General features: G+C 36.0%; 14 protein-coding genes. 1 reads left to right on the top strand and 13 read right to left on the bottom strand.

The genetic code is table 11. The annotated features are described in order from the left end of the window. Nucleotides 1–20: 20 nt before the first annotated feature. The 7 genes from F984_RS09015 to F984_RS08980 form a co-directional block, all read right to left on the bottom strand. The gene (locus tag F984_RS09015) at nucleotides 21–1,082 is read right to left on the bottom strand and encodes an HlyD family secretion protein (protein ID WP_004708705.1); all 1,062 of its coding nucleotides are present in this window, start codon (nucleotides 1,080–1,082) and stop codon (nucleotides 21–23) included. Between the two features lie 681 nt (nucleotides 1,083–1,763). After that, the gene (iaaH, locus tag F984_RS09010) at nucleotides 1,764–3,224 is read right to left on the bottom strand and encodes an indoleacetamide hydrolase (protein WP_004708703.1); all 1,461 of its coding nucleotides are present in this window, start codon (nucleotides 3,222–3,224) and stop codon (nucleotides 1,764–1,766) included. A gap of 92 nt (nucleotides 3,225–3,316) precedes the next feature. Further along, nucleotides 3,317–4,036, bottom strand: coding sequence for a helix-turn-helix transcriptional regulator (locus tag F984_RS09005; protein ID WP_004708699.1), 720 nt, complete (start codon nucleotides 4,034–4,036; stop codon nucleotides 3,317–3,319). Between the two features lie 309 nt (nucleotides 4,037–4,345). Continuing rightward, nucleotides 4,346–5,458 carry an OmpW/AlkL family protein gene (locus F984_RS09000; protein WP_004708698.1) on the bottom strand — a complete coding sequence of 371 codons (1,113 nt, stop codon included), beginning with the start codon at nucleotides 5,456–5,458 and terminating at the stop codon, nucleotides 4,346–4,348. Nucleotides 5,459–6,186: 728 nt separating this feature from the next. Then, nucleotides 6,187–6,531: a hypothetical protein gene (locus F984_RS08990; protein ID WP_004708695.1), complete on the bottom strand. Its 345-nt coding sequence runs from the start codon at nucleotides 6,529–6,531 to the stop codon at nucleotides 6,187–6,189. Nucleotides 6,532–6,834: 303 nt separating this feature from the next. Beyond that, the gene (locus F984_RS08985; RefSeq protein WP_004708693.1) at nucleotides 6,835–7,293 is read right to left on the bottom strand and encodes a hypothetical protein; all 459 of its coding nucleotides are present in this window, start codon (nucleotides 7,291–7,293) and stop codon (nucleotides 6,835–6,837) included. A 396-nt stretch (nucleotides 7,294–7,689) separates the two neighbouring features. Next, complete coding sequence (locus tag F984_RS08980) at nucleotides 7,690–7,905, bottom strand: hypothetical protein (RefSeq protein WP_004708692.1); 216 nt, start codon at nucleotides 7,903–7,905, stop codon at nucleotides 7,690–7,692. Nucleotides 7,906–8,257: 352 nt separating this feature from the next. Here F984_RS08980 and F984_RS22880 point away from each other — a divergent pair, with 352 nt between their 5' ends. Beyond that, nucleotides 8,258–8,434 carry a hypothetical protein gene (locus F984_RS22880; RefSeq protein WP_004708689.1) on the top strand — a complete coding sequence of 59 codons (177 nt, stop codon included), beginning with the start codon at nucleotides 8,258–8,260 and terminating at the stop codon, nucleotides 8,432–8,434. A gap of 251 nt (nucleotides 8,435–8,685) precedes the next feature. Here the strand turns inward: F984_RS22880 and F984_RS08975 are convergent, their stop codons facing one another. From F984_RS08975 to F984_RS08950, 6 genes are all read right to left on the bottom strand, one after another. Beyond that, complete coding sequence (locus tag F984_RS08975) at nucleotides 8,686–8,922, bottom strand: hypothetical protein (protein ID WP_004708688.1); 237 nt, start codon at nucleotides 8,920–8,922, stop codon at nucleotides 8,686–8,688. A gap of 151 nt (nucleotides 8,923–9,073) precedes the next feature. Beyond that, nucleotides 9,074–9,292 carry a hypothetical protein gene (locus tag F984_RS08970; protein WP_004708686.1) on the bottom strand — a complete coding sequence of 73 codons (219 nt, stop codon included), beginning with the start codon at nucleotides 9,290–9,292 and terminating at the stop codon, nucleotides 9,074–9,076. A gap of 286 nt (nucleotides 9,293–9,578) precedes the next feature. Next, nucleotides 9,579–10,973, bottom strand: coding sequence for a methylenetetrahydrofolate reductase C-terminal domain-containing protein (locus F984_RS08965; RefSeq protein WP_004708684.1), 1,395 nt, complete (start codon nucleotides 10,971–10,973; stop codon nucleotides 9,579–9,581). 72 nt (nucleotides 10,974–11,045) lie between these two features. Then, nucleotides 11,046–11,813, bottom strand: a complete 768-nt coding sequence (gene ntrR, locus F984_RS08960) for an ADPR responsive transcriptional repressor NtrR (RefSeq protein ID WP_004708682.1) — start codon at nucleotides 11,811–11,813, stop codon at nucleotides 11,046–11,048. A gap of 60 nt (nucleotides 11,814–11,873) precedes the next feature. Beyond that, complete coding sequence (locus F984_RS08955; RefSeq protein ID WP_004708680.1) at nucleotides 11,874–13,367, bottom strand: nicotinate phosphoribosyltransferase; 1,494 nt, start codon at nucleotides 13,365–13,367, stop codon at nucleotides 11,874–11,876. An 11-nt stretch (nucleotides 13,368–13,378) separates the two neighbouring features. Then, a complete protein-coding gene (locus F984_RS08950) occupies nucleotides 13,379–14,263 on the bottom strand; it encodes a phosphoribosyltransferase family protein (protein ID WP_004708678.1) in 885 nt (294 codons plus the stop codon). Nucleotides 14,264–14,363: the final 100 nt, after the last annotated feature.

The following is a 14,363-nucleotide window of genomic DNA, read 5'->3' as shown; positions in this document are numbered from 1 at the left end:
TATTACCTAAAATTTTTTTATTAAGTTCTTAGGTCAACGGTGGCACTCACCGACATTCCAGGTTTAATCAAATCAATATGTGGGCTTGAATCTATGGCAATACGTACAGGAATACGCTGTACAACCTTGTTAAAGTTACCCGTTGCATTATCTGGTGGCATGAGTGAAAAAGTTGCGCCTGAAGCTGGTGAAAAACTCTCAATTTTTCCGGTATAGGTAAGGCTCGGATAGGCATCAATTTTTAACTTCACTTTTTGACCGATATGCATTTTTTCAATTTGGGTTTCTTTGAAGTTCGCTTGTACATACAAACTATTTTCAGGAATGATCGCCATTAAGCGGGTTTGTGGAGAAACGCGTGAACCTTTTTGAATTGCAAGGCTACCGATCTTACCCGAAACAGGACTGACCACTTTTGATGAAGCTAAATCAACCTGATACAGGTTTAAATTCGCATTGGCACTTTGAATATCTGCCAAAAGCTGCGCTCGACTGGCTTGTAAGCTCCCCAACTGAGCTTCTGCTGCATTTACGGCGGCTTGTGCTTTGCTGAGCTGTGCTTGAGCTGTTAAATATTGAGACTGGATCCCTTCAAAATTTTGTCGGGTAATCACGCCATCTTTTAATAAATCTTGATAGCGCTCATATTCTTTTTTCAAACGAGATAGGTCGGCTTGTGCTGCCACTACACCACTATTTGCTTCAGTAATTGACGACTTGGCAGACTTTTCATTTTGTTGTTGTACGCCCAGTGCGGCTTCTTTTAAGCTGACCACAGAACGGGCTTGGTCATAACGAGCTTGATAGTCACGATGGTCTAATACCGCTAAAGTTTCCCCTTTTTTTACCACCTGATTATCGTTAATTAATAACTCCATCACTTCGCCTGAAATTTTTGGCATGACCCAAGTCACATCGGCTTGCACATAAGCATTATCAGTAGATTGATAGAATCGGTATACCAAAAAATAATATACGATACCGGCAACTAAAAATAACAGCAGGACACTAAAAACACCCCAAGTTATTTTCTTTCGACTTTGGAAATTAGTATCAGTTTCTAGCTGAGCTACGTTATCCATATTCATTCCGCTTATTTGTAATATTCGATTTTTTATTTAAGCCAATAAAATTATTGGTTTCTTTTTTACGTAACTTTTCACTTGGTTTTATTCAATGAATCGTGACAGCGTAAAGTTTGGTGCAAATTATGGTTCTGAAGTTAATTAAATATCATTGACTTCTTTGCCATATATTTTTTCTATTTATGTCAATAAAGCATATTATATAAACTATGTTTAAAAATTATGTAATTCGAACTAGTGTAGATTTCTCGTAATAAATCCATCTAAAAATTCAATACAAGCTATTGTTAATAAACCCTTTAATTTTTATTTAAGCTTCAATAAAACTCCTTTAATAAAAGCAATATATTGCAGAAATATTAAGAATAAATTTTATTATGTAATATTTAAGTATTATTAATTAAAATAATATGTAATTTAAAAATGAGTTAACAATAAAAATTGTTATACTTATAAAAATAGAATATATATGATTTATAAATATTATATTTTATAAAATTAACAACAACAAACTGACAAAATATTAAATCTAACAAGCAATGATTGCTTAATAAATAAGCCATTATAACAAGTAAAATGGCTTATAATTTTTTGGATAAAAAACAGTCTTAAAATAAATTTAGACCTATTATTAAAAGACAAACAAAGCTTTAAAAATAGTGATTTAAGAGGTTTTGTCTATTGATTTAAAACCTTAAAAATTTCTTCTAAAGTTATTCCAATCGCAAGCAATTCACTATCTTGATGAGCTAAGCCATCTATTTCAAATCCGATTGGCAGTTTTGATTTCGCGCCCTTTCCAATAGGTAAACTCAGGCCCGGTATTCCAATATTACTGCCGGGGTCTGTATTTCGCATGAGTGTCTGGAAAGTTTCAATTGAATAGACTTCTTCGTTTGCTAGTGGTGCAACAATCGGTGATGTCGGAAATAATAAAGCATGTAAATTATGCGCTTTAAATGTGTTTTGGTAGAGTTCAAGCAATTGTGGACGAGCTTCACTAATCGCTTTTTCATACAAAGGTAAAACAGGAACAAATTGACCAGTCTGATCTAAAGTTAACTCAGGAAGAATATTCAGTCTAAAAATTGCCTGTACATCTGGGCTTGAGATCTGATCGACTACAGCCTCTATGGTCAAATTTACATGATGATCTTTCAAATATTGAATCAGGTCATACTTGCCTTCATAGATAGCCACAGGAAATGAAATAGCTTGATTGAGTTGTTCTAAATTTGGCATATCGACTGGAATAATTTCGACTCCTGCACTTTTTAAAAGCTCAAGCGCAATATGAGCCTGTTTATGAACGTCTTCATCTAAATGATTCCAAAAATATGAATTGATACCGAGTCGAATTTGATGAGGCTCTAATGGTTCTTTCTTTGGCTCTTGAGTGATGAGTTCATCAACTAAGATAATGTCAGATACGGTATGTGCAATAGGTCCAGCGGTATCTCGAGTATGTGAAATCGGGGTAATACCTTCTTGTGAATATCGTCCTACCGTAGGACGAAAGCCGACACAGCCATTTAAGGCACTTGGCAGACGAATAGAAGCGCCTGTGTCTGTACCCATAGCAATCGGAACCATGCCCGCTGCAACAGCTACCGCACTACCCGAAGAAGACCCACCAGCAATATGTGACGGGTTTACAGCATTTCGTGTACCCACAACGCTCTCTATATGCATGGCAGTATTATAACCGGTTACCCCAAAGGCTAATTCGTGCATATTGACTTTACCAACAATGATTGCACCTTGATCAATGAGTTTTTGAATAACGGGCGCAGAAGTTTGAGGTCTAAATTGAGCCAAAGCTGGCGTACCTGCACTATTTGGAAAACCTGCAACATGAATATTATCTTTAACCGCAATTAAAATACCCATCAAAGCTGGACATGGTTTTCCACTCAGTAGGTATTCATCCCAATATTGAGCTTGCTGAATTGCTGAAGCTTTATCTGTGCTAATAAAAGCATTTAAGGATTGCTGTTTTTCAATCGTATCGAAGTAATGATGCACAAGCTCTTCACAAGATACTTTTCTTTCATGAATGAGTTTAGTAATGATATCTACTGAAGCGTTTGATAAACCCTGTGATTCGATCCAATTATTTTTTTCATTTGTATTTAACATAGTAACTTAGAATCCATTTAAGTTGTAATTTTAGGAACTTAGTATAAATTGCTCATTCATTCGCATCCTCAAAATTGAGGATTGCTTAAACTTTAATGCCGAATGAGCAAGGCCATTTCAGTGCGATTATTGCAGCCGATTTTTCTCATAGAATTGTTCAGATGAGTCCTTAATGTAGTAAAGCTAATTTCCAGTAAATTTGCCACGAGTTTATCACTTAAACCTTTAGAGACTAAATGAACCACTTCTTGCTCACGCGAAGTTAAACCGTATTGGGTTGATAAATCTGCTGGTAAAGCTTGGGTAAAATAAGGTTCAAGTAAGTTTAATATTCTTTTTTCACGTTCACTAAACATATCGGCGTCTTTCGCACGCCAAATGCGTAAATCACCAATATCCATACCATTTCGGACAAAATAAATATTTATGCCGTGATATAAGCCATAGGCTCTCAAAAACTCATTGTAATATGGTGTTTTTTTAAGGTTAGCAAGAGGCATAACTTCATTTACAAATGTTGGTTTCTGACGTTTGCGAAGCTGTGCCGTAATCGGATCATCAAATTGCCAAATGCTCTCATAATCCTCCATCGCTTTTGGGTCGATTTTCCATATTACGCCTTCTCTCGATAAGTTATTGGTTGAATCCCAAATGTAAGATGCCGCGAAATCAGCCCGTAATAAGATGGCAATATCAGCAAGGATATTTTCACGTAAATTGTAGTGCCCTTTCCCTGAGCCAAGTTTCCATAATATTTCAGAAAACAATGTAAACTCAGATGGACTGAAATCCTTTTCTAAAAGTGCGGTCATCGTTTACCTATATAACGAAATCCATCGAATTTTAAGAAGATCGGTTAAGCGCTTCCTTTGAGCTTAGTACCAATCTCATTCTTTTCTATAACACATCTATTTTTTGATTTGATAAGTATGAGATGTTGTAATTTTCATGTAAATAGTCATCTAGACATTACATTTGTTGGGGTCATTTTTGTACTGGTGTTTGATAAGAATTACAAAAGTATAAAAATATTGATTTTCAAGTGTTGTAGTTGTTTATAGCATTAAAAAGCCCTCATTAGAGGGCTTTTTAAGTAGCCTTTAATGATTTTTCAAAAAAAATTAGAACCGATACCCTATCCCTAAATAAGTAATAAGCGGATCAATATCAACTTTTGTTGTAGCGTGTATCAGTCGATTTCCTGTAGTTTGATTGACTACATCAATTTCGGCTTTATTATTCAACTTTGCATATGAGACTGAAGCAACTGTATACCATGAATCATTAAAATCATAGGTAAAACCAGCCGTAAAAATTGGGGCTATTGCATCATCCGTATCAACATTCACCACTATATTGCCACTAGATTCTTTTCGGTCTAAAGCTGCTCCTGCTTTGCCATCTAAAACATTCTGGATCATATGACCTGCGGAGACTAAATCAGAACGAATTCCATCGTTGAGTTTAATATCATTAAAATGGGCATACATTATGCCTGCTCCAATATAAGGTCTAAACTTATTTACCCCACTTTTTCCAAACTGGTATTGTGCTTCTATAGTTGGCGTCCATGCCCGAATAGTTGCAGCTTTAGATTTATTTCCTAGGTTAGTAATTGGAATTGCTTGACCTAAGGTAAAACCGTCAGGGAAAAGATATTTCACTAAGTCGTTAGGAGACATTGCAACTCCGCTTAACGGCGCTAAGATTTCTCCTTTTCCTTTAATATCAACTTTGGGTGGAATTCCGCCAATAAATTGTAAGGACACGTTATCATTCAAATAATAGTTAAATGTTAAACCTAATGTGTCTACATCATCAACTTCTAGTCCCGCATCTTGCTGCTGCCAGCTACTTAATCCCTCAATTCGAGCTGTACCAGCAACTTCAGATAAAACATTTCCCTTACCGTCTGTAAGTTGATTTTGGATATCGGGTTGGGCTAAAAACTCAGTAAGAGTTTCTTTTAAATTCCAAACCTCTCCTCCCATATCAGTCATAGTGGCATTCGGATCAATTGAGTTTAAAAAACTAGTTGTCGAAATAGTTCCTACTTTAGCAACAGTACCATTTTTAACGCTTGTATTAATGTTAAATGGATTTGCGTTACCTTGTGGCATGACATGTAGCCAACCAGCAGATACAGAGAATCTTTTAAACTCCTCTGCATAACTCATGCTTGTTGTTAATCCTAATGAAATAGCTACAGCTGTTTTTATTACCTTTTTTTTCATTTTTATTCCATCCTAGAAATACCTATTGCTGATTTGCAATAGTTTTCTGAATATAACCATAAATATATTTTTATCAAACATTAAAATTTACTTACTGATAAGTGGTGATAAATTAACCAAATTCTGTGATCTAATTATCAAAATAAATATTTTTACGACGTAGGAGATTAAAAATTTATAGCTATATAATTTGATATGCTGTCTAAAAATTAGATACAAGCATATTTTACTAACGATATTCGCCTGCAAGACCAGACATTTTTAAAAACGAATGCAAAAGTTACTCCCTGAAATCCACCCAATAGAAGATAGGGGCAAGTGTAAAATGCTTCAAATGAATGTATATCTAACTGCACTGATATATGGCCAAGCCTTTGATCTAATGCTAATTTACAGCACACTGTACGCAGATACTTACTCGAATATTATTTTTAATCGTGTGTGCTTGCATCCTGATAGCAAAATGGAAAGTATTACTAAAAGTTTCGTGTTACTCATCGTTAAAGTAATTAAGTAGTTCGGACTTGAATATAGTGTTATAAGGTCATATTGCCAGTTAGGGTTTCTCGTTTAAAAGCATGAATGGGCTAACTGGCAACCCAACTACTACATTGTAGATCTGCTTAATGACCTGCTTCTTATTGTGATCATTTTTACACATATCTCTTCAGGGCAGGTCGCCATTTAAATTACTACTCGATTAGCAATCATATAATTTATAAGAAATTTTAACGAGAGTTTAATTTTTGGCGGTTCATTTTTTGAGGTACACTTATTTTTCCAATAAAGTTCGTTAACCATAAAATACATTCATCACGATGCTCAAAATGAGGAATCAAACTTAAATCTACTTTTACGTCTCTATCTGCTAAAGGCATACTCAAACAATATTCAAAATCAATGGAAGAATATTTTAACTTTAATTTTTTTTCTTCAGCTTGTTTCGTAATTTCAGTCATTAAACGGTTTAAGTTAACAACCAAATTATTAGAAATTTGATTTTTTTCGTATACCTGTTCATATACACTTTCTGCGACATCTACGTACTTTATAAGTTCTGCATTTTCATTCATCACTTTAAATTTCCTTTTTTTTAAATTATCTGCAGAAAAGTGTTTAATTGCGTTAAGTGGACCCAACCTTATGTAAATATCGTATAGTTTAATTTACCAAAAATTATACTTAAGTGTTTGTTATATATAAACTTGACATTACTAAAAATACATTTTAATACATTTAAATTTTCTAAAGAAAACTTTTAGTAAATTTAAAAAGAAAGATGGCTCGTAGATAAACTAAAAAACCGCCCCAATAGGCGGTCGCTAGAATATCAGCAGTATATAGAAGTTAGCTTCACGCATACTTCTATATTCTTCTCACGAAGATATTTTTGTTTTTTTAAGGTAATCTTCTGATTTAAAATAATTTATTATCATTTCTACATTTTCTTCTTTTTCAGGTGTTGGAGATACTGGAATAATTTCCTTTGTAAATGCATAGTCTTTAGGAATCATTTGAGAAATAGGTGGAAGTTTAGGTTTTCCGCCTGTCGTAATTTTTTCAATAAATCCTGCTAACCATAATATAAACTCATCCCCATTTTTATAATTAGGCATAAGGGATAAATCTATTTTAACGGTACAATCTGCTAGTGGCTTTGTAAGACACTCTTCAAAATTAATATAATTATGTATTAGTTGAAATTCAGTTCCTTTGATAGCTTGACGTATCAACCCAATAAGACAGTTCAAGTTTTCAATCGTGTCTTCCGTAAATAAGTTCTCATTTTTTATTTTTTTATATACCGTATCTGCGATAGCTAAATACCTAGGCATTCGTATCTCTCCTTATAATTATACAATTATTGAGCCAACTTATGAAAAAGCTGCTCTTTATGGAATTATGATAAATTTAGAGTTAAGAAAAGAAACAAAATTTGTTTTGAACGTTAATATTGTGTTGGTTTAGTAAGGCACACTATAAATACCCTTAAAAAAACTATGGTTTTGATAACTTATCCGTAAAATTTACGGTTAAATTGATAGTAAAGGAAATATTTACTTTCAACTTAATTTTATCTGTGCGGTAATTTTTCCTACTGTATTTAGCAATATTCTAAAAAACCTTTGTTTAGCTTCCTTATTGGTAAAATAGATGATGCAAAATCAACCATATCTTTCCCTATTTCATTTTTCACAAATCTTTCCCATTAAAAAACCCACCGAAGTGGGTCATTTGTAATCTATATAGTAGCTGTTGCCATCGGAGCTGTTGAAAACCATATTTAAGGTAGGATAAATCAATTCACCTTTTAACAAAATATATTCAACCTTGGCTCTCTGTAATCTAGATGAGTGATTGATTCTATTAGTATTTACCTCTGTATAGTTTGCCTGTGCTCTTATTTCTTTTCCTTGGTAATCAATAATTGTAATGTCTTTTAGCATTAATATGCTCCAATTTAATCACACATAGTATGCTTAACGAAATTTTTATACTATCAATATTTTGTAGGTAAATATTTTAGATTAATTTTTTAAATTTAATCATCTAGTACATGGTGAAAATTTATATATGTGTGTTTTATGTACCCCCACTTAAAACTTAGATTGGATAATTCCGGGTTTTAAAGGATAGAACTCAACAGGTTATATATAATTGATTTTATTTATGAAACATATCGTCGAAATAAAGCTCATTTGTAGGACATATCAACACATATAAGTCTCAAAACTACCGCAATGTAAAGGTGTTTAAAGCGTACTATGAACTTTCCCTATTGAAGATAAGAAGATAAAAATGTCAGGTTTTAAAAGTTTTTCTCAAAATACAACTAACCAAGCTAATATCATTAAAGCTCAAATGAACAAGCATTCGGCAGTAACGCCGCCTACTGAAACTCAACCACCGCAAGTTCCTGGCACTGTAAAAGATCTGCCTGAGAATAATGATCAACCTGATCCTAATAACAAATAATTTCTTATTAGCAGTGCGTTAAGTTGCTTTTAAGGCCTTGCTACTATCAAAAAATAAATTAGTGCACTGATTTATTATACTATTAATTACTTTTATCAATTTAATTTGTTTAGTTATTTAAGAAATTGTAGCCATCCATTCCAGAAAATTGATATGACTAGTCTCTCAGATATGAGGGGCTTTTTTAATTGTGTATCCACTTAACCTGTACTTACCCCTATAAAAAAGAGCACCTAAGTGCTCTCTCATCTTTATTGATTTTTATATAAGGCAAAATTTATTGCCCGGTCGTACGCATGTTCTTGTAGTTCAGTATATACATAGAAATACTGTGCTGACTTGGTAGCAGGGTTAATAAGTTTCATAGCTTGATAACTATGAGTATTTAAATCATGAGGATCAACATCAAAAGCATCTAATTGCTGCTCTCTCCATTCTCCACTTAGAACACCACCTACACACAGCCATTTCGTTGTGTTGTCTGACATATATAAACCTTATTTTTGGAGGTGTTCACATACCTTAGCACGACGTTCATTAATCAGTATTAATATTTTATTGCCAAAATGGAAAAGCCCCGCCAATAATCGATATTTAACGGGGCTTCCTGTGCCGTAATACGTCCGACAAATGATAAAACTAGTTTTTCGGTACTCTTAAGATATCCAATACTAATTTTGACATATCGTGTAGATCTGAACCGACTGGTAACCAAAATTGGTAAATGAGGTTATTACGGTTGTAAATCTGTTTGTAGTACTCTGTTTTGAATGATGGATCAATATCAGAAGCTTTTAGTAATCTGCCTTCTTTTTCAATCACTTGCCCATCTAATTCACCGCCTACACAGATATTCATTTTAATTACCAGTTTTTAGGTTGACTGGACTTTAACATAAAAAATTTAATAAAAATGACTTTATTGAGCCTGAACGAAATTAAGTTCTTTAATTTCCACACCCTTTACTTTTCTAGATTTTTCAATTGCTTTTAGCAATTGGCTTAATAAAAAAAGTTTCATGCTTAATAAGTGAAATTATCCTATAAGATATAATTTACAGCTAACAGTAAAATATATATCTAATTAATTTATCCACCGCTTTTTAAATTTGAACTATCGCTGTGCTTAAAGTGGAATACAAAACTTAAACCTCAGTCCCTAAATACCAATTTTTCCAAGAACTGGTTCCCCTAGTTTCAATAGGCACAGTTGGAATTAATTTCTCTTTTAGTATTTCAGTTTGTGCAACTGCTTTAGCAAGCCTTGCTTTAACTGAATGAATACACTCACGGTCACCAAATTCGCAGCGGTCTAAAGTTGTTCCGCCGCAAGGCCCGTTGGCTAAACCTTTTGGACATGTTTCAGGGCAAATATATAAAGTATCGCTTAGGCGACACTGACCACAGCTTTCACAGCCCACTAAGCTATGTTTACTGAGCACTTCGGTTTTAATTAATACCTTAGCAACTAAGGAATTTTCCCAAAAAGATGCTTTAAAAATAAAACGTCCAAGCCCCTTGGCAATTTTTGATCCAAACATTGCTTCATGCATAACATGTAGCTGGCGATATTTAATTAATTGTTTAGATGATGGCTGACGCGAAAAATGAGAAATTTCAGGCGAAAACTCTTTGCCTGTCGTGACTTGCCAAAGTGAATTCCAAAGCTCTTTTAAGGCCTTAAGGTTAAGATGTCTGTATTGCTCGATGTAGCTTTCAAGCAGCATTTGCTCTTCTGGTTTATGGCAGGCAGATAAGTGAATTCCTGCAAACCCCAAGTGTTTACATATTAAAATTTGCAAAGCACAACGTAAATAAACACGGTCAGTGTGCCCTGCCTGTTTTTCTTCTGCCAAGACTTTTAGAATGTGTGGAGTAATTACAATACCCGCAACCTTATGCTTCACCATAAAATTAGCACGGCCCAAAGTCAGTGGCATTACACAAGCCAGTATTTGCTGCGAATAATTGTTCTTGATTAAAAATGCTTTGGCTTGTTTTAAAGCTTCAATGTCATAGCCCAATTGGGTAATGATAAAGTCAGCGCCTGCTTTAATTTTCTTATGTAGTTTTAAATACTGTGCATCACGCTCAGCTTCAACATATTTAAATGGGTTAAAAGCCACCCCAATACGAAACCCGCCATGTTGCTTGGCAGCCATTACGGCGTTTACTGACTCTAGGTATCGGCTACGAGGCTGTCCATCTCGACCATTATGATGCTCTTTAAGTTTGTCGCCTGTAAGCAATAACAAGTTTTGAATATTGGCTGTTTGAGCTTGCTCTAAAAAATGCTCAAAGTCTTGTATGTCTCGGGCCTTACCTGAAAAGTGTAAAACTTTCTCTATTGAGTCAGGGTAGCTTTTGCTGGCTTCAAGCGGCGCAATATCATGATCTGAATGTACGCGATCTGCCAATGTCATTGCAGCCGGATATCCTGCAAACTCATGTTTCACAGGATAAATTTCATGCAGTGAAGTGAGGTACTCCACCAACACAAAAAACTGGTTTTGCTGGAAGCAGGGAGAAACGTGTGACATAGGCAAAGCGCTGATCAAAACATGAAATCAATCATAAGCGCGGCATTATAAATCAAAGCGCATCAAGATGCGCTAGTCAGAAAGCTCATTGTTTTGCTTGTCTTCACCCTCTTTATTTCGAGGTAATTCGAGTGAGCGAGGAAATATAAAATCAAAAGAATCGAGTGCGTAGCGGTAAAGCTGAGCTGGCCGTTTGCCCACAATTTTACTGTGGTTGGTTTCTTCAACTGCACCTGCTTCTATCATACGGCGTCTAAACGCTTTTTTATCTAAGGATTGCCCAAGAATAATTTCATAAATGGTTTGTAGCTCGGTCAGTGTAAATAACTCGGGCATGAGACTGGCTGGCAATGCGGTATAGCGGGTTTTATTGGTTAAACGCTCTAAAGCTAATCTGAGCAATTCATTATGATCAAACGCCAATACTAAATCTTGTGCTTTTGTCACTGGCACCCATTCGCTGTACTCAGCCAAAGCTTGGTGTTCGTAAGCATTAAAATCAATTAAAGCAAAATACAAAATCGTCACTGCCCAGCCACGCGGGTCACGTTTGGCATTACCCACAGAAGCAACTTGTTCCAAGTAAGGTGAAGCAATCCCTGTTTTTTCAACCAGCTTACGATATGCGGTGGCCATCAAATCTTGATCGTGCTTTAAATCGGCAAAACCACCCGGTAAAGCCCATTGGTCTTTGGCTGGAAAGTTGGGTCGCTTAATGAGTAATACCTGTAACTGACCATTAAATACCGAGAAAATAGCCATATCGACCGTGAGTAAAGGTGCGTCATAATCTCGGCGATCATAACTGGCAAGGAATTCTTGTTCAGTTTGAATAGTCACGTTCAACCTCTCGATAAAAACGATGAGCCGATACACATGCAACGGCTCATCTAAACTCAGTTATGCGATGGATAAACGCTCACGTATTTGATCCAAAGTACACTCATATTGAAGTTTACCATTTTCAAAGACAGTTTTTAGTGCTCCGCCTTGTTCTTGTTCGGCTGTTTGCTCATCAAATAAAGTAAAGCCATTTTCGCTTTCTTCAATGCGTAACAGACCTTTCGCAGATTTTTTTACACCTGAGTCAGTAATCGGGTCTTTGAATAGTTCGCGTCCTACACCATTTACTTGCCCCCAAGTTGCTTTCACAGCAAACCCAAAGGTATCGCGAGTTAAGTAGTTATAGGTAAAGCTACCGATCCCAAACACCAAATTGTTTGAAGCAAAACCTTTGGCTTCAAGCCCTTCTAAAATACGCTGTGCACGGTCTAGGGTAATTGAGTCACCATAAATTAAACCGACACGTTCATTGAGTACTTTATAGCCTTGGTCAGTTGTTGTACCACCAAACACTTCCCATAAACATTCTACCGCGCCTTTATATGCTGGGCTGCCGACTTCGGCGTCTGGGTCACCACAAATAATTTTAACTGGGTCACCAGAGTCTGGACGGAAAACCAATTTCGCCAAACCTAAAGCATTGGGTTGTCTTGCCAGAATTTCAGATTTTAAAGCCACCGTAAATTCTGTAATCACTCGCCAAAAATCCCAAGTATCAGACACAATACTGACAACACCCGACGGATAAAGCTCGCAAATTAAACGCTTAAATGTGTCTAGCTCACTGTTTTCTGTACCCATACACATCACACTGTGTTCGGTCGCTGGTACAGAAACCCCAATCACACCTGTTGCATTGTAATATTCTTCTGCATAGTCAATTGAAGCAACCGAATCTGTTCCAATAAAACTGGTTAAGTGTCCCACACCCGATTGTGCCGCATCATAAATTCCACTCATGCCACGGCTACTAAAATCGTGTCCTTGCACAGGTACAAAATCGAGTGGTGCGCCAGTTTTTACGGCATATTGCGTTAATAAACGTTTGTACTCGTAGGCAATCGTTGCTGTAGTGCAGCTTTTCCAAAGCTCAGCACTTAAAACCGTTTCAATATAGTTAGTTAACCAAAAGAAACGCGGGTCGGTATTAATGACGGTAAGCACAGGTACACGCATATTGACACGACTACCTTCCGACAAGGCTTTAATGCGTAAAGGTAAATAGCCCAAGTCGTGTAATGCTTCAATGTGATCGACTGGTACAGCACCTTCACCTAATGAACTATCCATACGGCGTTTATAAGCAGCCACGACTTTGTCTTTAGGTTGTTTGAAAAAGCCTTCATTCCATGTATCGATTAAAAAGTGTTTGATAAAACCCTGAAGTCCAAAGAACACAACTTTATCATCGAAGTCAGGCAACATTTTAGCAAGTCGAGATGAACGCGGCGTAAAGTTGGCGTATACATACTCTGTACCTGCTGGATACTGACGTCTGTGATCAGCTTTATAAAAATCGATAGCGTTTAATGGATTAAGTTTAATAGTCATCTTTATTCTCTTTATTTTGCTGCAAAAGCAATTACTGAAATTTTGTCTGATGGTTGTTGAGGAAAGCTGTCTGAGGTAAACAGTTGGTCAAGCAATCCATCAAAAACCTCTATTCCTTTACTAAAAATACCGTGTGTCACATATAGAACGACCTTATGGCAATTGAGGCGACGGAGTTCTTTGGCAATACCAATAAAGGTTGCACCGCCGTCACAAATGTCATCGGTAATGACCGCTGTTAGGCCTGATAAGTCAGTCGCATGTACATGTGTACCCAAAATTTTGCCAGTCACTGGATCACGTTTTTTATCACACTGAACAATAGTGATAGATTGTTTGCGCTCAGAATTAAAAGCATCTGCAACCATTTGTGTACGTGCTTTCGCGCCTTTGTCTGGGCAAATCAGTACTGTTTTTTCATCTTTTAATAATGTACTTAGCGCTTCACTCTTTTCGATGATGTCGACTGAACTGATATTTACAACTTCACTAAAAGAAGTATTGGCAGCAAGTAAGGCTGTAGTGACTTCACTATGGCAGTCCCAAACAGTCACTTTGCCTTGTTTGCCTGCTTTTTTGTCTGCATTAATGTTGAGTAACTTAGTCATCACATCAAGCGAGAACGCTTGGCCTACTGCACAAATACGGTCCTGACGTGCATATGGAAAATACGGAACTTCTAGGTCAATGGTTAAACCTTGAGTCAGCAATATATTTTCAAGTAGTAAATAGTCCATCAGATCGTGACTTGAGGCCATCTTTGCACGGACCAATACCTTGCCAGATAGTGAACCTAAGGTTGTCTCATCAATTTGAACATGACGCTCGCCACCAGAAAACTGCGTGAATTTCACTGGAATTTCATTTCTTGCCGCATCTAAAAGCTGGATAGCCATATCATCCTCTTTTTGTCTGATGACCTTCGATAAATATATAGTGGCATAAAGCCACTATATATTTCAAGTCTATTTTTCAAACTTTTTTCAAAGCCCTTTA

The sequence above is a fragment of the Acinetobacter nosocomialis NIPH 2119 genome, from assembly GCF_000368085.1.
GTDB classification, from domain to species: domain Bacteria; phylum Pseudomonadota; class Gammaproteobacteria; order Pseudomonadales; family Moraxellaceae; genus Acinetobacter; species Acinetobacter nosocomialis.
The sequence above is the reverse complement of the archived record's forward strand: the minus strand, read 5'-3'. Positions and strand labels throughout refer to the sequence as shown.

Bases quoted from the DNA above. Each gene is read 5' to 3' on its own strand.
- F984_RS09015 (WP_004708705.1), bottom strand. From the start codon at position 1,082: ATGGATAACGTAGCTCAGCTAGAAACTGATACTAATTTCCAAAGTCGA.
- iaaH (WP_004708703.1), bottom strand. From the start codon at position 3,224: ATGTTAAATACAAATGAAAAAAATAATTGGATCGAATCACAGGGTTTA.
- F984_RS09005 (WP_004708699.1), bottom strand. From the start codon at position 4,036: ATGACCGCACTTTTAGAAAAGGATTTCAGTCCATCTGAGTTTACATTG.
- F984_RS09000 (WP_004708698.1), bottom strand. From the start codon at position 5,458: ATGAAAAAAAAGGTAATAAAAACAGCTGTAGCTATTTCATTAGGATTA.
- F984_RS08990 (WP_004708695.1), bottom strand. From the start codon at position 6,531: ATGAATGAAAATGCAGAACTTATAAAGTACGTAGATGTCGCAGAAAGT.
- F984_RS08985 (WP_004708693.1), bottom strand. From the start codon at position 7,293: ATGCCTAGGTATTTAGCTATCGCAGATACGGTATATAAAAAAATAAAA.
- F984_RS08980 (WP_004708692.1), bottom strand. From the start codon at position 7,905: ATGCTAAAAGACATTACAATTATTGATTACCAAGGAAAAGAAATAAGA.
- F984_RS22880 (WP_004708689.1), top strand. From the start codon at position 8,258: ATGTCAGGTTTTAAAAGTTTTTCTCAAAATACAACTAACCAAGCTAAT.
- F984_RS08975 (WP_004708688.1), bottom strand. From the start codon at position 8,922: ATGTCAGACAACACAACGAAATGGCTGTGTGTAGGTGGTGTTCTAAGT.
- F984_RS08970 (WP_004708686.1), bottom strand. From the start codon at position 9,292: ATGAATATCTGTGTAGGCGGTGAATTAGATGGGCAAGTGATTGAAAAA.
- F984_RS08965 (WP_004708684.1), bottom strand. From the start codon at position 10,973: ATGTCACACGTTTCTCCCTGCTTCCAGCAAAACCAGTTTTTTGTGTTG.
- F984_RS08955 (WP_004708680.1), bottom strand. From the start codon at position 13,367: ATGACTATTAAACTTAATCCATTAAACGCTATCGATTTTTATAAAGCT.
- F984_RS08950 (WP_004708678.1), bottom strand. From the start codon at position 14,263: ATGGCTATCCAGCTTTTAGATGCGGCAAGAAATGAAATTCCAGTGAAA.